Here is a 20,239-nt window from a genome sequence, read left to right as displayed (position 1 = left end):
GTCGCATTGCGGCGAAATAATGCCTGTCGGAATCATTGATTTCGATAGGCATTGTCATTTAAAACAAAAATAGTTGTACTATCGAAAATAGGTGACAAACAAATTTAATGTTTTGCATTACTTGCAATGAATACATTATTTGTTTGCTTAGATTGGGCATAAGTGCAAACGACGGGTAATGCCTCGTTCGTTTGCCAAAAAGCTTAACGATTTGTTAATTGAGACTTCAATGAATAGTGCAAAAAAATCGACGCAGCATTTGATCAAAAAATATCCTAATCGTCGTCTTTATGATACCCAAACAAGTAGCTACATTACTTTGGTTGATGTAAAACAGTTCGTTTTAGAGAATAATGATTTTGCAGTAATAGATGCTAAAACGGGAGAAGATTTAACCCGGAGTATTTTGTTGCAAATCATTCTTGAGGCAGAAGCTGGTGGCACGCCCATGTTTTCCAGTGTTGCTTTGTCCCAGATTATTCGCTACTACGGTCACGCTATGCAAGGCATGATGGGTTCGTATCTTGAGAAAAACATCCAAGCTTTTATCGATATCCAGAATAAACTGACAGAAAACTCTAAGGGAGTTTATGAAGGGAAACCGTTTAGTCCCGAGATGTGGGCGCAGTTTATGAGTGTCCAGGGCCCAATGATGCAGGGAATGATGGGTAATTATATTGAACAAAGCAAAAGCTTATTTGTACAAATGCAAGAGCAAATGCAAAATCAAACTAAGAATATATTCGGCACATTTCCTTTCAATCCAGACGGTAAGCCAAAGTAAATTGCTATAAATTTAATAAACTCACCAATTAAATGGTGATAACCAGTCACTTTTGAGGTGGCCAGGTGAGTAAGAGGTACAATAGCGGATTGCGTGCGACACGACACTTGTCCCCGTGTAAAGAGAAATAACTCTTTTAAATAAAATTGTCCTCATTTGTCCTTTGAGGGCGTCTGCTGTTTTATCCCATGTTTAACTCGGGATTAAGTAGAGGAGGGGGGTATCAATGCATGGTTGTGCCATTTGGTATTTCAGGTGTCAATATGCATTGCTCAACACCTAGTATTTCCTCCAAAGCGGTAACAATATCAGCTAACTCCACGGTTGCCAAAATATTTTCATTGTCCACAATAAAGCCGAGTAACTTTGTATGACCATTCGGTTGTAGGTAATGAATGATAGGCAAGAAATAACCGTCGATCTCTTCGACGATGACTTTAAGTGTACCCGGAGTCGCGCACAGAGTTTTTAATTCTGTGGGCGATATAGAAGGTAAGTGGTTTAAGTTTGTACTTGAAGTCATTTGATTGGATATTGTCAAAGAAGGGAAGCATTAATTTATCGATGTTGAGTTCAGTTGTAAAGGGACAAAAAGCTCTATTTGTCATTGTTCGATTCATCATGCCGTAAGGTTTGGTGAATAGTGAACCTGTTATACGGCTAACAGTAGCCTAAGGAGACATGCGTTGCTGGTAACGGCAGCGTGTGAAGCTCTCCTGACAATGTATCTCCCCATTAATGGGCGTGCTTCTATCGTGAGATAAAGTATGGAGACTCCTAGCGGTGATGGGGTTGAGAGGCTAGGCTGATTGGTATGGGTAACATATGTGAATTGTCGATAAACTTCGTGACTATTGAAATGCCAAAACTGCTGTTAGGCATTAACCAAAAGGTGTATGGTCGGATATTTCGTTGCAATTTCGAAATACGTCGTCATCAGACCATCGGAGAAAAGACAGACCCTAACCCAGTCGTGTGATAAGTAGGGAACGTGGAAAACCCAAATCGTCGCCCAAGTTGTTGTAGTCGGGCAGGTGAACCGTAAGGAACACTGTAGGCGGTGTGGGCATGGGAGGATAGAGAAAGCGAATGCTGGGCTGTAATGGTTCAGATAGGAATTGAAACATTATTCCACGTGAAAGCGGGCAGACTTCTATCTGGTCTATCGTCGCAAGACGGCTGACCAACCCTTTATCTTGGATGAGATGAAGGGTAAGTATCAAGATATGGTACTTACCGAACGGATATTTTTACTTGTGGGAGCTATGGACGCTCCCACAAGGAGCGTTATGAGTTTTCACTTGGGAAATTGAAGTTCTAATTTCAATTTACAAGGAGGAAAGCAGCATGAAAGTGCATATCCATACGGATGTGTCTGCGCTTTCTCATGTACCGCAAGACTGGCACGCTGTAAGTTGGCGACAAGTTGAACGGAACGTGAAAGGGATGCAGATACGAATTGCGAAGGCAACACGGGAAGGCAAATGGCGCAAGGTGAAAGCCCTGCAACGGATGTTGACCCGCACGTTATCCGCAAAGTTATTGGCGGTGAAGCGTGTTACTGAAAATCAAGGTAAACGCACGGCAGGTGTAGATGGTGAGCTGTGGGAGTCACCTGAAAAGAAATGGTTAGCAGTTAGCAGGATGGAGCAGCGTGGATATAGACCTTTGCCTTTGCGAAGAATCTATATACCGAAAGCGAATGGGAAAAAACGCCCTTTAGGGATACCCACTATGCGAGATCGGGCTATGCAGGCTTTATTCTTGTTAGCATTGGAACCTGTATCTGAATCGACGAGCGACCCGAATTCTTATGGGTTTAGAAGTAATCGTTCGACTGCAGATGCGATGTCCCAATTGTTTGTTTCTTTGTCCAGTAAGGCTTCGGCACAATGGATATTGGAAGCAGATATAGCAGGCTGTTTTGATAACATTAACCATGAATGGTTGAGCGACAATGTTCCTATGGATAAGTCGGTTCTTCATAAATGGTTAAAGTCTGGCTTGATTTATCAAAGTCAGTTTCAGGAGACAGAAGCTGGTACGCCGCAAGGAGGAATTATCTCTCCAACATTGGCGAATGTAACGTTGAATGGACTTGAGTCTGGCTTGATTGAATACTTAGGTATGAAGTTTGGTGCGACGAAAGCTCTCAGGCTGAAAGTAAATGTAGTTCGATATGCGGATGATTTTGTTATTACAGGTAGCTCGAAAGAGATACTGGAAAATGAGATCAAGCCTTGGGTAGAAAATTTTCTTGCAGTTCGGGGACTACAACTATCGGAGGAAAAGACGCGCATTGTTCACATGGATCAAGGCTTTGATTTTCTGGGGTGGAATTTCCGTAAATATCAGGAGAAACTACTCATCAAACCAAGTAAGAAAAACGTGCAAACGTTTTATCGCAAGGTAAAGGAAATCATCAACAAACATAAGACGATAAAACAAATGGACTTAATTTATTTGTTGAATCCGATATTACGAGGCTGGGCGCAATATCACAGTCCTGTAGTAGCCAAAATGACGTATAGCCGAATGGAACATTTAATTTTTGACGCATTATGGCAGTGGTCTAAACGGAGACATCCGAAGAAGAATACTGGATGGATTAGGAAGAAATATTTCCATACCATAGGCGAACGAAATTGGGTGTTTGCGGTTCCTGTAGTAAGCGATGAAGGCAGTAAAGACTTGATAGAACTGTACCAGTTGTCAGGTACAGTAATTAAGCGGCATAAGAAAATTAAAGGGGCGTATAACCCTTTTGATCCCGAATGGGAGATGTATGGCGAGCAGTTGCAACAGGAACGCATGTTGGAAAATATGCGTCACAAAAAGCAATTTATTCGTATGTACATTGATCAGGGGGGACTTTGTGCTGTGTGCAAATGCAAGATGACCAAAGCGACAGGCTGGCATGACCATCACATAGAATATCGTGTGCATGGAGGTTCTGATGCACTAGGAAATCGCGTATTATTGCACCCAAACTGTCATGCCCAAGTGCATAGCAAGAGTTTGAAAGTAGTAAAGCCGGCTCCCTTATGGGTTGCTTTGTAATATAGCGTTTCCTTTCTAGGGAACTTTTATAGTAGGCTTGAGCCGTGTGCGATGAAAGTCGCAAGCACGGTTCTTAGGGGGGAATGGGTCAGTAATGACCTGTTCCTACCCTCCTTTGTACCTCTTTTTATTATGTCCACAGATACTCTTATCACTTCCGCCAAACCTTCAGCAATTAATCCTAAGGTCGGTTTCGTCTCTCTTGGCTGCCCAAAAGCGCTGGTTGATTCCGAACAAATCCTAACGCAATTGCGTGCCGAAGGTTACGATACCGCTAAATCTTATGATGGCGCCGATCTGGTGATCGTAAACACCTGCGGTTTTATTGATGCCGCAGTTCAAGAGTCTCTGGATGCAATTGGCGAGGCACTGGCCGAAAATGGCAAAGTTATCGTCACAGGTTGCTTAGGGGCCAAAAAAGACGCCAATGGTAACGACATGATTATGTCTATCCATCCCAAAGTATTGGCGGTGACGGGGCCACATGCCTTGGGTGAAGTGATGGATGCTGTCCATTTGCATTTGCCTAAACCACACGAACCTTTTATTGATTTGGTACCGGCTCAAGGTGTTAAACTGACACCTAAGCATTACGCTTATCTCAAAATTTCTGAAGGCTGCAATCATCGTTGCAGTTTCTGCATTATTCCATCCATGCGTGGTGATCTGGTATCTCGTCCGATTGCCGACATTATGCTGGAGGCAGAAAATCTGTTCATAGCCGGAGTAAAAGAATTACTCGTTATTTCACAAGATACCAGTGCTTACGGGGTAGACGTGAAATTTCGTACTGGTTTTTGGAATGGCAAACCAGTCAAAACCCATATGACACAGTTAGTCGAGGCATTGGGTGATTTGGCAAAACAATATGATGCCTGGGTACGTTTGCATTATGTTTATCCTTATCCGCATGTTGATCAAATTATTCCCTTCATGAACAACGGACATGTTTTACCGTATCTTGATGTGCCATTACAGCATGCCCATCCAGACGTGCTAAAACGCATGAAGCGCCCGGCTAGCGGTGAAAAAAATATTGAGCGGATTAAAGCATGGCGCGCAATGTGTCCTGAAATTACAATACGTTCAACTTTCATCGCCGGTTTTCCTGGCGAAACTGAAGAAGAGTTTGAATACCTGTTAGATTTCTTAAAAGAAGTTGAGATTGATCGCTTAGGCTGCTTTGCCTATTCGCCCGTAGACGGCGCTACTGCGAATGAACTGGCGAATCCAGTTCCAGAAAATATCCGTGAAGATCGTCGTCGTCGCGTCATGGAATTACAAGAAGGTATCTCCAAAAAACGTCTGCAAGCGAAAGTTGGTAAAACGATTCGCGTGTTGATTGACTCTCTTGATCGTAGTGGTGGTGTGGGACGTTCCTCTGCAGATGCGCCAGAGATCGATGGTGTAGTCTATGTAAAACCGCCATTCGAGCCACATCGCAAACTTAAAGTAGGTGACTTTGTCGATGTCAAACTCACGGCAGCTGATGCTCACGATTTGTGGGGCGAGGCGATTTAAATCTATGCCGGCTCTGCATATTCAATTTAGAACTTTATCCCTAGCCTTAGTGTTTGTGCCGCTGTTTTTATCAGTCTCTGTTGTTCACGCGCAGCAAGACGTTGCTAATACGGTCACCAACGCGGCAGCTACACGAGTTACCACGTCCATTTTTAAAGAAGCACAAAGATGGCGTGGTAAGTTGGGAGAAGATGTTGTTGAAATGCGCCTACAGCCTAAGCTAGAAGATATTGACAGTGTCGAAGGTGACTACATTGTCTTTGGTGGAAACAGAAATAAAGGCAATAAAATCTTGTTGGCCGGCGAGGTCAATGGGACCACCTTGACTATGGAAGAATCTGAAGATGGTGTCGACGTTTCTGGTCAATGGGATGGTAAGTTAGAGGGCAAAATTCTGCGTGGCAAATGGCAGTCCGATGACGGTAAGACTATCAAAGATTTTATTCTCGAATTAATGCCGCCAGCAGTAAGTAAGGCTGGTAAATCTAAGAGAGCATCTCCGTTGCATTTGAAGACTGCACAATAATTCCTAGTCAAAGCTGGCTTTCCTGTCTGCTCAGAATATTAAAATTTGCATTGCCCAGCACTGAGCCTCAGATAACGGACTTATAAAATTGTCTCTTGCTGTGCTTCCAAGTAATCGCGTGATCTGTAACAATAGGTTCAACATCGCGTCAGAGTTTATATTAATCTCTGGGCGCTTCTATCTAAATTTCCGCGAGCGTTCATGATGACAATCCCAGGTACAAACACGACATTAATTCATTCTGATTATGTAGCACCAGATGGATTTGCGGCTTTTCCTACGGCGATTCATCACGCTTCTACGGTGTTATTTAAAGATGTTGCTGCAATGCGTGCTCGCAGTTGGCAAGATAAATCAGCCTATACATATGGTCTGCATGGAACGCCCACAAGTTTTACTTTAGAGGCGCGATTAGCTGAGATAGAGCAGGGCGACCATTGTTTGCTGGCACCTAGTGGCTTGGCTGCAATTACGCTGATCGATCTGGCTTTGTTGCAAAGCGGTGACGACGTTTTGATTCCAGATAATGTCTACAATCCCAATCGTGAATTAGGTGATTGGCTGGCAAGTAGTTTTGGGTTGAGTGTACGTTACTACGATCCGCTCATTGGCGCTGGTATTGCGGCACTAATCAAGTCAAATACCAAGTTGATTTGGACCGAAGCGCCGGGTTCTGTATCGATGGAAGTGCCAGACATCCCAGCCATTTGTGCCGCAGCGCATGCGCAAGGTGTGGTGGTGGCGCTAGATAATACCTGGTCTGGTGGATTGGCTTTCCCCGCCTTTGCGCATGGTGTGGATATTGTTATGCAGGCATTAACCAAATATCAAAGTGGCGGTTCTGATGTCTTGATGGGTGCTGTTATTACCAAAGACAAATTATTGAATCAACGTCTGCAATCAGCCCATATGCGTTTGGGTTTTGGCGTCGGTATGGATGATGCCTATCTGATATTGCGTAATTTGCCTAGCTTGAAATTACGTTTTGATGCGCATGATGCCAGCGCCCGTAAAGTCGCGACTTGGTTATCAACTCGTCCGGAGATCGATAAGGTTTTGCATCCAGCTTTGCCAGACTGTCCCGGACATCATATTTGGAAGCGCGATTTTAGTGGTGCTGGCGGTTTGTTTTCTGTGTTATTTGATAGCGCTTATACCGAGCAGCAAACGGACCGCTTTGTCGATGCCTTGAAGCTGTTTAAAATTGGCTTTAGCTGGGGCGGTGCGAATAGTTTATGCGTACCCTATCGTATTCAGCAGATGCGGACGACATGGCCAAATCAAGGTGTGCTGGTGCGTTTTAATATTGGATTGGAAGACGCCGATGACTTAATTGCTGATATTGCGCAAGCGATGTCTGCTTTATAGCACTCAGCTTTTCTCAATTATTTAAAAGACGTAAATTCTGCTGGAAAGGCGTATCCATGATGAAAAAATCAAAACTGGTCATGCTCGTTGTATTTGTATTGACCGGCTGTGCTACGCGCTCGTTAGAAGAGCCAGCCCCGCGTGGTCAAACTCCAGACGCAGGCAAAGCCGCGGCCCCAAAACCTGTGACCGCTCCCAGTTCTTCGACTGCTTTTACGATCAATGGATACAAACGCGATCTTGCTCAATATATTACAAAGCACAATGCGGATAAATCGTATTCAGAGCAGCCGCAAGCGTTGTTGCGGTCTGTCATCGTTTTAAAATTTATTTTGGCGTCAGATGGTAAGTTGATCAAAAGCGAAATTATGCGCAGTAATCACGACAAAGTGACAGAGGCGACTGCTTTGAATAGTCTGCGAGTCAGTGCACCATTCCCCAAGCCTCTACCACATCTGGTGCGTAATGGACGCTTAGAAATTATTGAAACTTGGTTGTTTAATGATGACGGCCGCTTTCAATTACGGAGTATTGCTTTACCGCAAATCGACGAGTAATGATTGATTTTCAGTATTTATTTTAAATATACTGCTGGCTAGTATATTTTAGTTGTCCAATGATTCTTTGGGTGATCGGGCATAATTAGTATAAAAAATAGGGAGTATATGAAACTCCCTAGTCCAATTGTAGCTTGTTTGATTTTTGACTACGCAAAAAAAGAGGGCTGGATTTTGATCCAGCCCTCTTTTCATTTCACTCCTTAGTTACCGGCCTAAGTCGGTAACTAAGGTGATGAATATCAGTTTCTCAACCCTTAAGCCGCTAACAGTTGACGCAATACAAATGGCAAGATGCCGCCATGCTTGTAATAGTCAACTTCAATTGGTGTATCGATACGCAACAAGACTTTGACTTCTTGTTTGTCACCATTGGCACGGTTAATCACCAGTGTCACTTGCTGTTGTGGCTTGATGTCATCTTCGATACCTTTCAGGTCGTAGGATTCTGTGCCTGTAATACCCAAAGAATCAACGCTGTCAGTACCCAAGAACTGCAATGGCAATACGCCCATGCCGACCAGATTAGAGCGGTGGATACGCTCGAATGAACGAGCGATTACAGCTTTAACGCCCAGTAATTGCGTGCCTTTAGCTGCCCAGTCGCGGGATGAGCCCGTGCCATACTCTTCGCCACCGAAGATCATCGTTGGCGTGCCTTCAGCAACATATTTCATCGCGGCATCGTAGATCGCCATTGGCTCGCCAGTTGGCTGGAACAGCGTTTCGCCACCTTCAACACGAGAGCCGTCTTCTTTCGCTGGAATCATCAAGTTTTTGATACGCACGTTGGCAAAAGTACCGCGCATCATGATTTCGTGGTTGCCGCGACGTGAGCCGTAGGAATTAAAATCTGCTTTCAGTACGCCATTTGCTTTCAACCAAATACCTGCTGGGCTAGATTCTTTGATTGAACCGGCAGGGGAGATATGATCGGTTGTAATTGAATCACCAAACACACCCAATGCACGTGCACCAGTAATACCAGTAGCAGCAGCTTTTGGCTCCATCGTAAAGTCAGCGAAGAACGGTGGCTCGGCGATGTAGGTAGAGGTTGGCCAGTCGTAGACTTGACCTTCTGCCACACCTTTGATGTTTTCCCACAATTTGCCAGGTGCACCTTTGACGTCAGCGTAGTTCTCTTTGAATGTTTTTGAGTTCATCGCGAACTTCATTAACTTCTGGATTTCTGCACTGGTTGGCCAGATGTCGCCAAGGAAAATATCTTTACCTTTTACGCGGCCAACTGGTTCAGTCATCAAATCTCTGGTCATATTGCCTGCGATTGCATAGGCAACAACCAAAGGAGGGGAAGCCAAGAAGTTGGAGCGAATATTCGGATGAATCCGGGCTTCAAAGTTGCGATTGCCGGAGAGAATTGCAGATGCCACGATATCATTTGCTACGATGGCTTCGTTCATGGCTGGTGTTAAATCACCAGCGTTACCAATACATGTCGTGCAGCCATAAGCTGTTACGCCGAAGCCGAGTTTTTCCAGATATGGCAACAGACCCGCGGCTTCCAAATACTTGGTAACAACACGCGATCCTGGTGCCAGCGATGTTTTAATATGTGGAGCAACTTTCAAGCCAGCTTCGACAGCTTTCTTAGCTAACAAACCAGCTGCCAATAGTACGCTTGGGTTGGAGGTATTTGTGCAAGACGTAATTGCGGCAATCAGGATATCGCCGTTTTTTACTTTAACGCCGTCTGCATTGGTGTATACCGCATCCAGATCTTCAGCTTTTTTATTGAAGCCGTTCTCTGAGGTTGGTTTAGCAAACAAATCAGCGAAGGTTGATTTGACGTTACCGATTTCAATCCGATCTTGCGGACGTTTTGGACCTGCCAAAGATGGTGCAACGGTGTCCAGTGCCAACGATACTTCCGTTGTGTAATCAATGTCACCAGCTTTAGGAATGCCGAACATTTTCTGGGCTTTGAAATAGCCTTCAAATGCATCGATCTCAGCTTTAGTACGACCAGTACCTTTAAAGTAATCAATCGTTGCTTCATCAACAGGGAAGAAACCCATTGTCGCGCCATATTCTGGTGCCATGTTGGCGATAGTTGCACGGTCTGTCAGAGATAATGTGCGTGTACCTTCGCCAAAGAACTCAACAAACTTGCCTACAACTTTTGCTTTACGTAGCAATTCTGTAATAGTTAATACCAAATCGGTTGCGGTGCAACCTTCACGCAACGCGCCTGTCAGGTTGACGCCAACTACGTCTGGCGTCAGGAAATAAACTGGCTGGCCAAGCATGCCCGCTTCAGCTTCAATGCCGCCCACACCCCATCCAACGACGCCAATACCGTTGATCATTGTTGTATGTGAATCTGTACCTACCAGTGTGTCTGGATAGTAGATATCATTTTTCTTTGCGTCTTTTACTTTATGTACGCCGCGTGCCAAGTATTCCAGGTTAACTTGATGGACGATGCCGAAACCTGGAGGTACAACGCCGAAGGTATCAAAAGCTTGCATACCCCATTTCATGAACTGGTAACGCTCGTTATTGCGTTGAAACTCCAATTTCATGTTCAGATCCAAGGCTTTCTTTTCACGGAAATGATCAATTTGAACAGAGTGGTCGACTACTAAATCAACTGGTACTAAAGGTTCGATATTTTTTGGATTTTTACCTTGTTTCGCAGCGACGTTACGCATTGCTGCCAAGTCAGCCAGCAACGGGACGCCGGTAAAGTCTTGCAGAACTACACGAGACACGACGAAAGGAATTTCGTCAGTACGGTCGCCAGTAGCGCTCCAGTTAGCGAGCTGCTTAACGTGTTCGTCAGTGACTTTTTTGCCGTCACAATTGCGCAGGACAGATTCCAGCACAATACGGATGGAAATTGGTAAGCGCGAAATCTTTACACCCAGATTTTTTTCTAGTGCTGGCAATGAGTAGAATTTGCCTTTTTTAGAATCTGAAATCTTGAAATCTTTCAGGGTTTTGAATGCATCTTTATACGCATTTTGGCTCATGGCTATTCCTTTTTTTACAAAAATCAATGATCAAAAAAATCTACTTATTAAATCACTTCAGTTAAATACGAAATGTACAAAACGCTTGTTTATTTCGCTTGCGATGCGGTCGAGAGTCGTTCGGTTTCTGCTACAACTTGATCTGGTGTTTTACATTCATTGGCTAACTGTTGGCCATGACGTGAATCTAACAACATACTTTTAGACGGAATACCGATAAATACAAATCCAGCTTTTTTATTTTCAAACCGGTTAGCACCGGTTGTCGTATCAATTCTGCTAAGACGATATAGACGTTTTTTCCAACGTATCGCAACGTGTTTATCATCGTCTGCGTTGGTATAAATAGTGAAGAAATTGCCGAGTTCACATTTGTAATCGAAAGTTTTATTTTCGGTGATGTCTGGTTCTAAATCATCTTCATCAGGTACAGCTTTTACTGGAGATAGTTTTTCCGCAATTTTATTTGTTTTGGCAGTTGCTTTTTTGCTGGTACTTGTTGTTTGCGCTTGTGACAAAAGTGGCGAACACAAAATGCTGGACGTGAGCGCCATAAAGCTGACGATGTAGATAATTTTCTTCATTCATATCTCCTGATTACATAAGTTCTTGGAACGTTGTTGAGTTTTATAACGATTACGATAAATCACAATAATATCAGCGCAGAATCTGGTAATGCTAACTGGCAGCGCTGGGCTTTTTTTAACAAAGTCCAATAATATCGGTAGCTGGCTCGATCATGTAGTCGTCCGTTGATCTGTATCGGTCCCCAGTCATTCTGTTGAGCCTCAATCAAAATTGTAATTGCCTCGTTAATTTCTGCAGTTCTTGGTGACAATGCTTTGACGATGGGCTTAATTTGATCAGGATGTATGCTCCACATTCTAGTGTAACCACATTCGATGCCTGCACGATTAGCATCACCTGCGACAATTGCAGTGTCTTTGATTTCAGTGGTTACATTATGTGACGCTACTTTGCCGAAACGATGGCAAGCTGCGGCAATCTCTAACTTTGCGCGCATGACTAATGGATGCGTAAACTGTCCTGGTGATCGCATTGCACTAGTCGGAATAGCACCATAATGCGATGAAATAAAATCCATAATGCCAAATGACAGGCACTCGACTTGAGGTAAAGCGGCAATTTGATGAGCGTTGGCCAACGCGCCGTGAGTTTCTATTAAGACGTGAATGGGTGCGGGACTTTGTCGAGAACTCGTCGCGTACTGGTTAATTTTCTGTATGGCTTTGATGACTTGCTCTACGCCATCAACTTTTGGCAGTACCCAATAGGCAATTTTTTCTGCGGCAACAGGTGCAATCAGATCAATATCTTGTTCAAAATAAGGGCTGTTGACATCATGTAGGCGTACGCCAATTCGCTGCAGATAATTACTCTCTGATGCAATCAGATTGCCAACAAGTTTTGCATGTGCGACCTCATTGCCTGCTGCGGCGCCATCTTCACAATCAAATGTAATATCAAATACAGCACCCAGCGCATTTTGCAGCGCCATAGACTTAAGCATGAGTTTTTCAGATCCGGCATAGTGATCACATACCGGCAAAAATGTCGGTTGTTCCTGATCCTGAAATAAAACTTGGGAAGGGTGCATCTTCACGCTATGAGAGAGGAAGTGATTTGGCAAGTTGGACATAGACTACGACCAACTTGCCTCTGATAAAAATCAGCCAACCAGGTGTTTTACGCCGTCACGCTCTTCTTGCAATTCTTTAAGCGTAAGGTTGATACGTTCTTGAGAGAATGCATCGATTTCTAAACCTTGAATAATTTTGTATTCGCCGTTTTCTGTTGTGACAGGAAAACCAAACATAGTACCTTCAGGAATCCCATAAGATCCATCGGAAGGAACGCCCATCGTTGTCCACTTGCCGTTAGTGCCAAGTACCCAGTCACGAACATGATCGATCGCTGCGTTTGCCGCAGATGCAGCAGAAGACAAGCCCCGTGCCTCAATGATGGCTGCACCGCGTTTGCCAACTGTTGGCAAAAATACGTCTTTATTCCATTCTTGATCGTTGATCAAATCTTTAACCGATGCGCCATCAGCAGTTGCAAAGCGATAATCAGCATACATGGTTGGTGAATGATTACCCCATACGCAAAGCTTTTCAATTGCGGCAACTGGTTTACCAATTTTTGCGGCTACTTGTGACAACGCACGGTTGTGATCCAAGCGCAACATTGCAGTGAAATTTTTGGACGGTAAGCTTGGTGCCGATTTCATTGCGATGTACGCATTAGTGTTTGCAGGATTACCAACCACCAAGATTTTTACATTGCGCGAAGCAACTGCATCTAATGCTTTACCTTGAACTGTAAAAATTTGTGCATTCGCTTCCAACAAATCTTTGCGTTCCATTCCCGGTCCACGTGGACGCGCACCAACTAACAGGGCAACATCGATATCTTTAAACGCAGTCATCGGGTCACTATGAGCGGTCATGCTGGCGAGCAATGGGAATGCGCAATCGTCGATTTCCATCATGACGCCTTTAAGTGCTTTTTGCGCTTTTTCGTCAGGAATCTCTAATAATTGCAGAATAACCGGTTGGTCTTTGCCAAGCATGTCGCCATTGGCAATGCGGAATAAAAGGGAATAGCCAATTTGGCCAGCAGCGCCTGTTACAGCTACGCGCATAGGGGATTTTGCCATGATGCATCTCCGAAGTGGTGTGAAAATTATGTCGACTTAACGCTTTATAATCAATTATTTCAAACTCGATTATTAGGCATAAAAAGCACACAATGATACCGTTGAAAGTAGGGCGCGTCAGCCAAATTCACAAGCGACCTCTAATTTCTTAATCTATCAATATTAAGCTTCAATCTTTATATCAATCTACGGTGTTTGTGGATTTCTACTTTACTTTGAATCTATAAGAACTAATACTGCTTGACGACTTTGGTGTTGGTTCTTGTCAACTCGTTCGTACGGGAGTTTAGGTTGGCTGGAACGAAGTGTCAATCAATATCTTATGTCTTATATAAGACATATTACTTGTTAATTTGTTGTGGACGGAATGCTACTTTCTGTGGTGAAATTGTGGTCTATGAATTCTACTGTGCCAACCGCCAATAATCAGGGTAATAATCCTAATAGCTCGACTGTAGGTGTTGCTGCGCCTGGTTATGTGACATCTGGCGCATCTCCTACTTTTAGCCCTTTATATCAGCAAATTAAAGCTTTGATTACACAGAGTTTGCAGTCGGGCGAGTGGAAGCCTGGTGAGTTGATCCCTAGTGAGATGGAATTGGCTAGTCGTTTTAAGGTAAGTCAGGGTACTGTTCGCAAGGCGATCGATGAGCTATCTGCAGAAAATTTGGTTGTACGCAGACAGGGGAAGGGTACATTTGTCGCAACTCATCATGAGGCGCGTTCCCAATTCCGTTTTTTGCGCTTGGTGCCAGATGTTGGCATTCCACATTATCCTGAGAACAGAATTATCGAGGTCAAGCGGCTCCGTGCACCAGCTGATGTTGCGCGTGCACTAGATATCAAGTCAGGTGACTCTGTTGTGTTTATCCGCAGAGTTCAATCTTTTTCTAACGTACCCACCATTTTGGATGAATTGTGGTTGCCAGGGGTGATCTTTAAGGGATTGACTGCTGAGCGCCTTAATGAATACAAAGGCCCGATGTACGGTTTATTTGAAACTGAGTTTGGTACTCACATGATCCGAGCGTCCGAAGAAATTCGAGCGGTTTGTGCTGATGAGGTTTCCGCTAATTTGCTTCAGTTAGATGTTGGTGCACCTTTGTTAAAGGTGGAACGAATTTCGTTTACCTATGGCGATAAGCCTGTCGAGTTACGACGTGGGCTCTATCTGACCGACCAGCACCATTATCGTAATGAACTGAGTTAATGCGGGTCATCTAAGACGATTATTGGCATTACGTGTCAAAATACGTATTCAGATTTCGCAGTAAAATATGACTATTTTGTAGCAAAATGTCTTTTTGGTTGGTGCAATGCACCAAAATAGGCGAAAATTATAAAGTTCATGTACAGACTAGTTAATGGGGAGATTATTTATGTCTGAAGTAGTAAAAGCCAAACCTCGCTACGGGGTGATGCGGCTGATTGATGCCACAGGATATCGGCTGCCACTAGCTGGATTCGTTTCTATTCTGCACCGCGCAAGCGGAATGCTGATGTTTTTGCTCTTACCATTCATTTTGTATTTATTGGATAAAAGCATTACTTCAGAACTGTCATTTGCAGTGCTTAAAAATTTCACTTCGGGTATTTTTGTTAAATTGATTATTTTGGCGCTGTCGTGGGCTTATTTGCACCATTTTTGTGCTGGTATTCGTCATTTGTTCATGGATTTTCATGTTGGATTGAATAAAGACTCTGCACGTCAATCTGCCGTTGGTGTATTCGCGGTGAGCCTGTCTTTGGCTGCTTTGATTGCTCTTAAATTATTTGGAGTATTTTAAATGGCAAATAACAATATTGGGCCTAATCGGTTTGTCACTGGTGCGCATTATGGTTTGCGCGATTGGTTGGCGCAACGTGTCACAGCTATCGTAATGGCGCTCTATACCCTGTTGTTACTTGGGTTGTTTTTAACGGCAAACGACTTTAGTTATGCAGGCTGGGCAGGTATTTTCGCGCAACAGTGGTTTAAGTTGGCGACTTTTGCTGTCTTTATGTGTTTGTTTTATCACGCTTGGGTAGGTATGCGTGATATCTGGATGGATTATGTGACGCACAGCGTTGCATTGCGTCTGGTGTTTCAAGTCGCCACTATTTTGTGGCTGATCGCTTGTGTCGGATATGCGGCACAGATTTTGTGGAGAGTATAACCGTGGCAGCAATCAAACCCGCAATTCCATCCCGCCGCTTCGATGCGGTGATCGTTGGCGCAGGTGGCTCTGGCATGCGTGCTTCCTTGCAATTGGCAGAAGCTGGCCTGAACGTCGCTGTATTGTCTAAAGTATTTCCGACGCGTTCGCACACAGTTGCGGCACAAGGTGGTATTGGCGCATCACTAGGTAATATGTCCGAGGATAATTGGTACTGGCATATGTTTGATACCGTAAAAGGATCAGATTATTTGGGCGACCAAGATGCAATTGAATTTATGTGCCGTGAAGCACCTAAAGTAGTTTATGAGTTAGAACATTTCGGTATGCCATTTGATCGTAACGCTGATGGCACTATTTACCAGCGCCCGTTTGGCGGCCACACTGCAAATTTCGGTGAAAAACCAGTACAGCGCGCATGTGCGGCTGCAGATCGTACTGGTCACGCGTTATTGCACACTTTGTATCAGCGTAACGTTCGTGCTCGTACTCATTTCTTCGTCGAGTGGATGGCAATTGATTTAATTCGTGATGCTGATGGAGATGTCTTGGGCGTAGTTGCCTTGGAAATGGAAACTGGCGAAGTGATGATGTTAGAAGCCAAGCAAACCATCTTTGCAACCGGAGGTGCAGGTCGTATCTGGGCTGCCTCAACGAATGCATTTATCAATACTGGTGACGGTATGGGTATGGCCGCACGCGCTGGTTTGCCTCTGGAAGATATGGAATTCTGGCAATTCCATCCAACTGGTGTTGCCGGTGCTGGCGTTTTGATTACAGAGGGCGTCCGTGGTGAAGGAGGTATTCTGGTCAATAGCCAGGGCGAGCGTTTCATGGAGCGTTATGCACCGACACTAAAAGATCTTGCTCCTCGCGATTTCGTTTCCCGTTCTATGGATCAGGAAATAAAAGAAGGTCGCGGTTGCGGTCCAAATAAAGATCACGTTATGCTGGATTTGCGTCATATCGGAGCGGATACCATTCAGAAACGATTGCCATCGATTCTGGAGATCGCACATAAGTTTGCTAACGTTGATGCGACCAAAGAACCGATCCCGGTAGTGCCAACTATCCATTATCAAATGGGTGGTATTCCAACTAATATTTACGGTCAGGTTGTTGCCCCTAAAAACGGTAACCCTAATGAAATAGTGAATGGTTTATATGCGATTGGTGAGTGTGCATGCGTTTCAGTGCATGGCGCTAATCGTTTAGGTACCAATTCGCTGTTGGACTTACTAGTATTTGGTCGCGCAGCAGGTAATCATATCGTTGCCAGCAATTTGAAGGCTCGCAGCAATAAGGATCTGCCAGCGGATGCAGCAGATCTTGCATTATCTCGTTTGGCCAAACTGGAAACTAGCACGGGTACCGAGCGTGTACAGGACGTCGCGAATGCGATTCGTAAAACAATGCAGTACCACTGTGGCGTATTCCGTACTGATGAGTTGCTGCAAGAGGGCGTCAAGGAAATCATGGAGTTGGATGAACGTCGTAAGCACGTCTCGTTCAAAGACAAATCTAAGGTGTTTAATACAGCGCGTGTTGAAGCCTTAGAATTGGATAATTTGATTGAAACCGCAAAAGCAACTATCACATCTGCTGCTGCACGCAAAGAGTCGCGTGGTGCTCATGCGCATCGTGATTATGAGAAGCGCGACGATGAAAATTGGATGAAACACACGCTATGGTATTCGGAGGCTAATCGTCTGGATTACAAACCAGTTGTTACCAAGCCGCTGACTGTAGAGACCTTCAAGCCTAAAGCACGTACTTTCTAAGAATTGCGAAGAGAATAAAATGGCACGTACACTCAAATTTAAAATTTATCGCTACGATCCTGACAAGGATGCAAAGCCTTACATGCAAGACCTTACAGTTGAGCTGCAAGACACAGACAAAATGTTGCTGGATGCATTGCAACGTATCAAAGCTGACGTTGATGATTCTCTTGCCTTGCGTCGTTCATGCCGCGAAGGTGTGTGTGGTTCAGATGCAATGAATATTAATGGAAAAAATGGCTTGGCTTGTACCACTAATTTGAACGAGTTGACTGAGCCTATTGTTTTGCGTCCTTTACCCGGTTTGCCAGTCATTCGTGATCTGATCGTGGACATGACGCAATTCTTCAAGCAATACAACTCCATCAAACCATATTTGATGAACGAGTCGATTCCGCCTGAAAAAGAGCGCCTGCAAACGCCTGCAGAACGTGAAGAATTAGATGGCTTGTATGAATGCATTTTGTGTGCTTGCTGCTCTACATCTTGCCCTTCGTTTTGGTGGAATCCAGACAAATTCGTTGGCCCTGCCGGTTTATTGCAAGCCTATCGTTTTATCGCAGATTCACGCGATGAGGCGACAAATGAGCGCTTGGATAACCTAGAAGATCCGTATCGTTTGTTTCGATGCCACACGATCATGAATTGCGTTGATGTTTGCCCTAAGGGTCTTAATCCGACCAGGGCGATTGGCAAGATTAAAGAGTTAATGGTTAGGCGAGCTGTCTAGTCGTTGCAGAATTTAATCGAGTAAAACAATCGAGAGCTACAAGTTCGTTGTTCCACGAATGTTGAATTTGGAGCTCTTATTTTATGTAATTTTTGTTTTGCTTCAAACGGCAGTCTCAAGAATTGCATGAAATATGAATTCAGTATTGAAAGCAATTATGTCTGAAACTAAAATCGTATCCCATCAAAGTGACCCCGTAAAACGAGCTCGCCTAAGGTGGCGCTCCAGACGCGGTCTTTTGGAAAATGATCTCATACTCACTCGTTTTTTAGATTTACATGAGACATCTCTTACAGATGATGAAGTGGATGCTTTTGGTCGATTGATGGAATTGCCTGATAATACTTTGATGGACCTTATTCTGGCTAAAAAGCAACCAGAAGCTGAAGTTGATTTGCCGCACGTGCACGCACTTTTGGCTCGCTTGCAGATTGCCTGATGTTGATAGAGATTTATTGATAAAAATTTTCTCTCGTTTTTTTGATTAACGACTCAACTCTATGTTGAAGGAAGAGCCATGACGAATTCTGATACAAAAGCCACACTATCTTTCTCTGATGGTTCTGCATCATTAGAAATGCCAATTTACAAAGGTACAGTTGGTCCTGACGTAATCGATATCCGTAAATTGTATGGCGCAACAGGGATGTTTACTTATGATCCAGGCTTCATGTCAACGGCAGCATGTAACTCGTCGATTACTTACATTGATGGCGACAAAGGCGAACTGCTGTATCGCGGCTACCCCATTGAACAACTAGCGGTTAATGGTGGTGATTTTTTAGAAACTTGTTTCCTGCTATTGAACGGTGAGTTGCCAACAGTTGAGCAAAAGGCTGAATTTGTTGCTACTGTAACGAATCACACTATGGTGCACGAGCAGATGCAATTTTTCTTCCGCGGCTTCCGTCGTGATGCACATCCGATGTCTGTTCTGGTGGGCACAGTAGGCGCTTTAGCGTCGTTCTACCACGATTCCCTCGATATTAATAATCCGCGTCACCGTGAAGTATCTGCAATTCGTTTGATCGCAAAAATGCCAACTCTTGTTGCTATGGCTTATAAGTATTCCATTGGGCAGCCTTTTGTTTATCCTCGTAATGACTTGTCATATAGCGCTAACTTCATGCACATGATGTTCTCTACGCCATGTGAGCCATATAAGGTAAATGAAGTTTTGGTTCGTGCTTTAGATCGTATTTTGATATTGCATGCTGATCACGAGCAAAATGCATCTACTTCCACAGTTCGTCTAGCGGGTTCGTCTGGAGCAAACCCATTTGCGTGTATCGCTGCTGGTATTGCTTGTTTGTGGGGCCCTGCACACGGCGGTGCTAATGAAGCAGCTTTGAGCATGCTAGAAGAGATTGGAAGCGTTGATAATATTTCTGAATTTATCGCCCAAGTAAAAGATAAAAACTCTGGTGTAAAGTTGATGGGCTTCGGTCATCGTGTTTATAAAAACTATGATCCACGTGCTAAATTAATGCGTGAAACTTGCTATGAAGTACTGCAAGAACTCGGTTTGCAAGATGATCCATTGTTTAAACTTGCGATGGCGTTAGAAAAAATTGCGCTGGAAGATGAATACTTCGTTTCTCGTAAATTGTATCCAAATGTCGATTTCTATTCCGGCATCGTCCAACGTGCACTCGGTATTCCGACGTCCTTATTTACGGGTATTTTTGCCTTGGCTCGTACAGTTGGCTGGATCGCGCAGTGGAAAGAAATGATTTCTGATCCAGAGCAAAAAATTGGTCGACCACGTCAATTATTTGTCGGATCTCAGACGCGTACCGTATTGCCCATTGATCAGCGTGGATAGTTGGTATTGAAAAAAAGCGAGTCAGCTAGACTCGTTTTTTTTTACATTAAATATGCTATGCTTCAGTTAGTAAGTAGATTTTTAGATGTAAATTCATTTTTAATTCAAAAAAGTTATTTTTTTAAATATACGAATGACAGTTTTGATTTAAAAGTGGAGTAGTTAGAAACCAGCCCTTCCCCACAACTTGATGTGCAATCCGCTAACCGGTCAGGCCGTGTCGCGGAAGGTTAGATTAACCCGCTAATCTCGCGAAAC

At 44.0% G+C, this 20,239-nt stretch carries 18 protein-coding genes; 13 read left to right on the top strand and 5 right to left on the bottom strand.

Going from position 1 to position 20,239, the window contains the following annotated elements:
* Positions 1–229 precede the first annotated feature (229 nt).
* Positions 230–784, top strand: coding sequence for a polyhydroxyalkanoate synthesis repressor PhaR (phaR, locus tag AAKU61_RS07315; protein WP_354330980.1), 555 nt, complete (start codon positions 230–232; stop codon positions 782–784).
* Positions 785–1,007: 223 nt separating this feature from the next.
* On the opposite strand, the gene AAKU61_RS07310 is transcribed toward phaR, so the two are convergent.
* Positions 1,008–1,307 carry a hypothetical protein gene (locus AAKU61_RS07310; protein WP_354330915.1) on the bottom strand — a complete coding sequence of 100 codons (300 nt, stop codon included), beginning with the start codon at positions 1,305–1,307 and terminating at the stop codon, positions 1,008–1,010.
* A gap of 824 nt (positions 1,308–2,131) precedes the next feature.
* On the opposite strand from AAKU61_RS07310, the gene ltrA reads away from it, so the two are divergent.
* The 5 genes from ltrA (at position 2,132) to AAKU61_RS07285 (ending at position 7,816) form a co-directional block, all read left to right on the top strand.
* Positions 2,132–3,844 (top strand): group II intron reverse transcriptase/maturase, encoded by a 1,713-nt coding sequence (ltrA, locus tag AAKU61_RS07305; protein WP_354330913.1) that lies wholly within the window; start codon positions 2,132–2,134, stop codon positions 3,842–3,844.
* Positions 3,845–3,976: 132 nt separating this feature from the next.
* Positions 3,977–5,365 carry a 30S ribosomal protein S12 methylthiotransferase RimO gene (rimO, locus tag AAKU61_RS07300; protein ID WP_354330911.1) on the top strand — a complete coding sequence of 463 codons (1,389 nt, stop codon included), beginning with the start codon at positions 3,977–3,979 and terminating at the stop codon, positions 5,363–5,365.
* Between the two features lie 4 nt (positions 5,366–5,369).
* Positions 5,370–5,891, top strand: a complete 522-nt coding sequence (locus AAKU61_RS07295) for a hypothetical protein (RefSeq protein WP_354330909.1) — start codon at positions 5,370–5,372, stop codon at positions 5,889–5,891.
* A 201-nt stretch (positions 5,892–6,092) separates the two neighbouring features.
* Positions 6,093–7,259, top strand: a complete 1,167-nt coding sequence (locus AAKU61_RS07290) for a cystathionine beta-lyase (protein WP_354330907.1) — start codon at positions 6,093–6,095, stop codon at positions 7,257–7,259.
* Positions 7,260–7,315: 56 nt separating this feature from the next.
* The gene (locus tag AAKU61_RS07285) at positions 7,316–7,816 is read left to right on the top strand and encodes a hypothetical protein (protein WP_354330905.1); all 501 of its coding nucleotides are present in this window, start codon (positions 7,316–7,318) and stop codon (positions 7,814–7,816) included.
* 257 nt (positions 7,817–8,073) lie between these two features.
* On the opposite strand, the gene acnA is transcribed toward AAKU61_RS07285, so the two are convergent.
* The 4 genes from acnA to AAKU61_RS07265 form a co-directional block, all read right to left on the bottom strand.
* Entirely contained in the window at positions 8,074–10,809 is a 2,736-nt protein-coding gene (gene acnA / locus AAKU61_RS07280; protein WP_322119005.1) for an aconitate hydratase AcnA, read from the bottom strand.
* A gap of 89 nt (positions 10,810–10,898) precedes the next feature.
* Positions 10,899–11,393 (bottom strand): hypothetical protein, encoded by a 495-nt coding sequence (locus AAKU61_RS07275; RefSeq protein ID WP_354330903.1) that lies wholly within the window; start codon positions 11,391–11,393, stop codon positions 10,899–10,901.
* Positions 11,394–11,455: 62 nt separating this feature from the next.
* Positions 11,456–12,427: an HpcH/HpaI aldolase/citrate lyase family protein gene (locus AAKU61_RS07270; RefSeq protein ID WP_354330901.1), complete on the bottom strand. Its 972-nt coding sequence runs from the start codon at positions 12,425–12,427 to the stop codon at positions 11,456–11,458.
* Positions 12,428–12,499: 72 nt separating this feature from the next.
* Positions 12,500–13,489 (bottom strand): malate dehydrogenase, encoded by a 990-nt coding sequence (locus AAKU61_RS07265; RefSeq protein ID WP_354330899.1) that lies wholly within the window; start codon positions 13,487–13,489, stop codon positions 12,500–12,502.
* A gap of 397 nt (positions 13,490–13,886) precedes the next feature.
* Between AAKU61_RS07265 and AAKU61_RS07260 the strand changes: the two genes are divergently transcribed.
* The 7 genes from AAKU61_RS07260 to gltA all read left to right on the top strand — a co-directional run bounded on the left by AAKU61_RS07260 (position 13,887) and on the right by gltA (position 19,981).
* Positions 13,887–14,699, top strand: coding sequence for a GntR family transcriptional regulator (locus AAKU61_RS07260; RefSeq protein WP_354330897.1), 813 nt, complete (start codon positions 13,887–13,889; stop codon positions 14,697–14,699).
* A 169-nt stretch (positions 14,700–14,868) separates the two neighbouring features.
* Positions 14,869–15,276: a succinate dehydrogenase, cytochrome b556 subunit gene (gene sdhC / locus AAKU61_RS07255; protein WP_354330895.1), complete on the top strand. Its 408-nt coding sequence runs from the start codon at positions 14,869–14,871 to the stop codon at positions 15,274–15,276.
* On the top strand, positions 15,277–15,645 hold the full coding sequence (gene sdhD / locus AAKU61_RS07250; protein ID WP_354330893.1) for a succinate dehydrogenase, hydrophobic membrane anchor protein: 369 nt from the start codon (positions 15,277–15,279) through the stop codon (positions 15,643–15,645).
* Positions 15,646–15,647: 2 nt separating this feature from the next.
* Entirely contained in the window at positions 15,648–17,426 is a 1,779-nt protein-coding gene (gene sdhA, locus AAKU61_RS07245; RefSeq protein ID WP_354330891.1) for a succinate dehydrogenase flavoprotein subunit, read from the top strand.
* A 19-nt stretch (positions 17,427–17,445) separates the two neighbouring features.
* Positions 17,446–18,156: a succinate dehydrogenase iron-sulfur subunit gene (locus AAKU61_RS07240; RefSeq protein WP_322118997.1), complete on the top strand. Its 711-nt coding sequence runs from the start codon at positions 17,446–17,448 to the stop codon at positions 18,154–18,156.
* A gap of 133 nt (positions 18,157–18,289) precedes the next feature.
* The gene (locus AAKU61_RS07235) at positions 18,290–18,595 is read left to right on the top strand and encodes an FAD assembly factor SdhE (protein ID WP_503012591.1); all 306 of its coding nucleotides are present in this window, start codon (positions 18,290–18,292) and stop codon (positions 18,593–18,595) included.
* Positions 18,596–18,673: 78 nt separating this feature from the next.
* Positions 18,674–19,981 (top strand): citrate synthase, encoded by a 1,308-nt coding sequence (gene gltA, locus AAKU61_RS07230; protein ID WP_354330889.1) that lies wholly within the window; start codon positions 18,674–18,676, stop codon positions 19,979–19,981.
* The last annotated feature ends 258 nt before the right edge of the window (positions 19,982–20,239 follow it).

Origin of the sequence: Undibacterium sp. GrIS 1.2 (genome assembly GCF_040544435.1) — a bacterium.
GTDB lineage: Bacteria > Pseudomonadota > Gammaproteobacteria > Burkholderiales > Burkholderiaceae_D > Undibacterium.
Note: the sequence above shows the minus strand (reverse complement) of the source record. Positions and strands in the feature narration are given on the sequence as shown.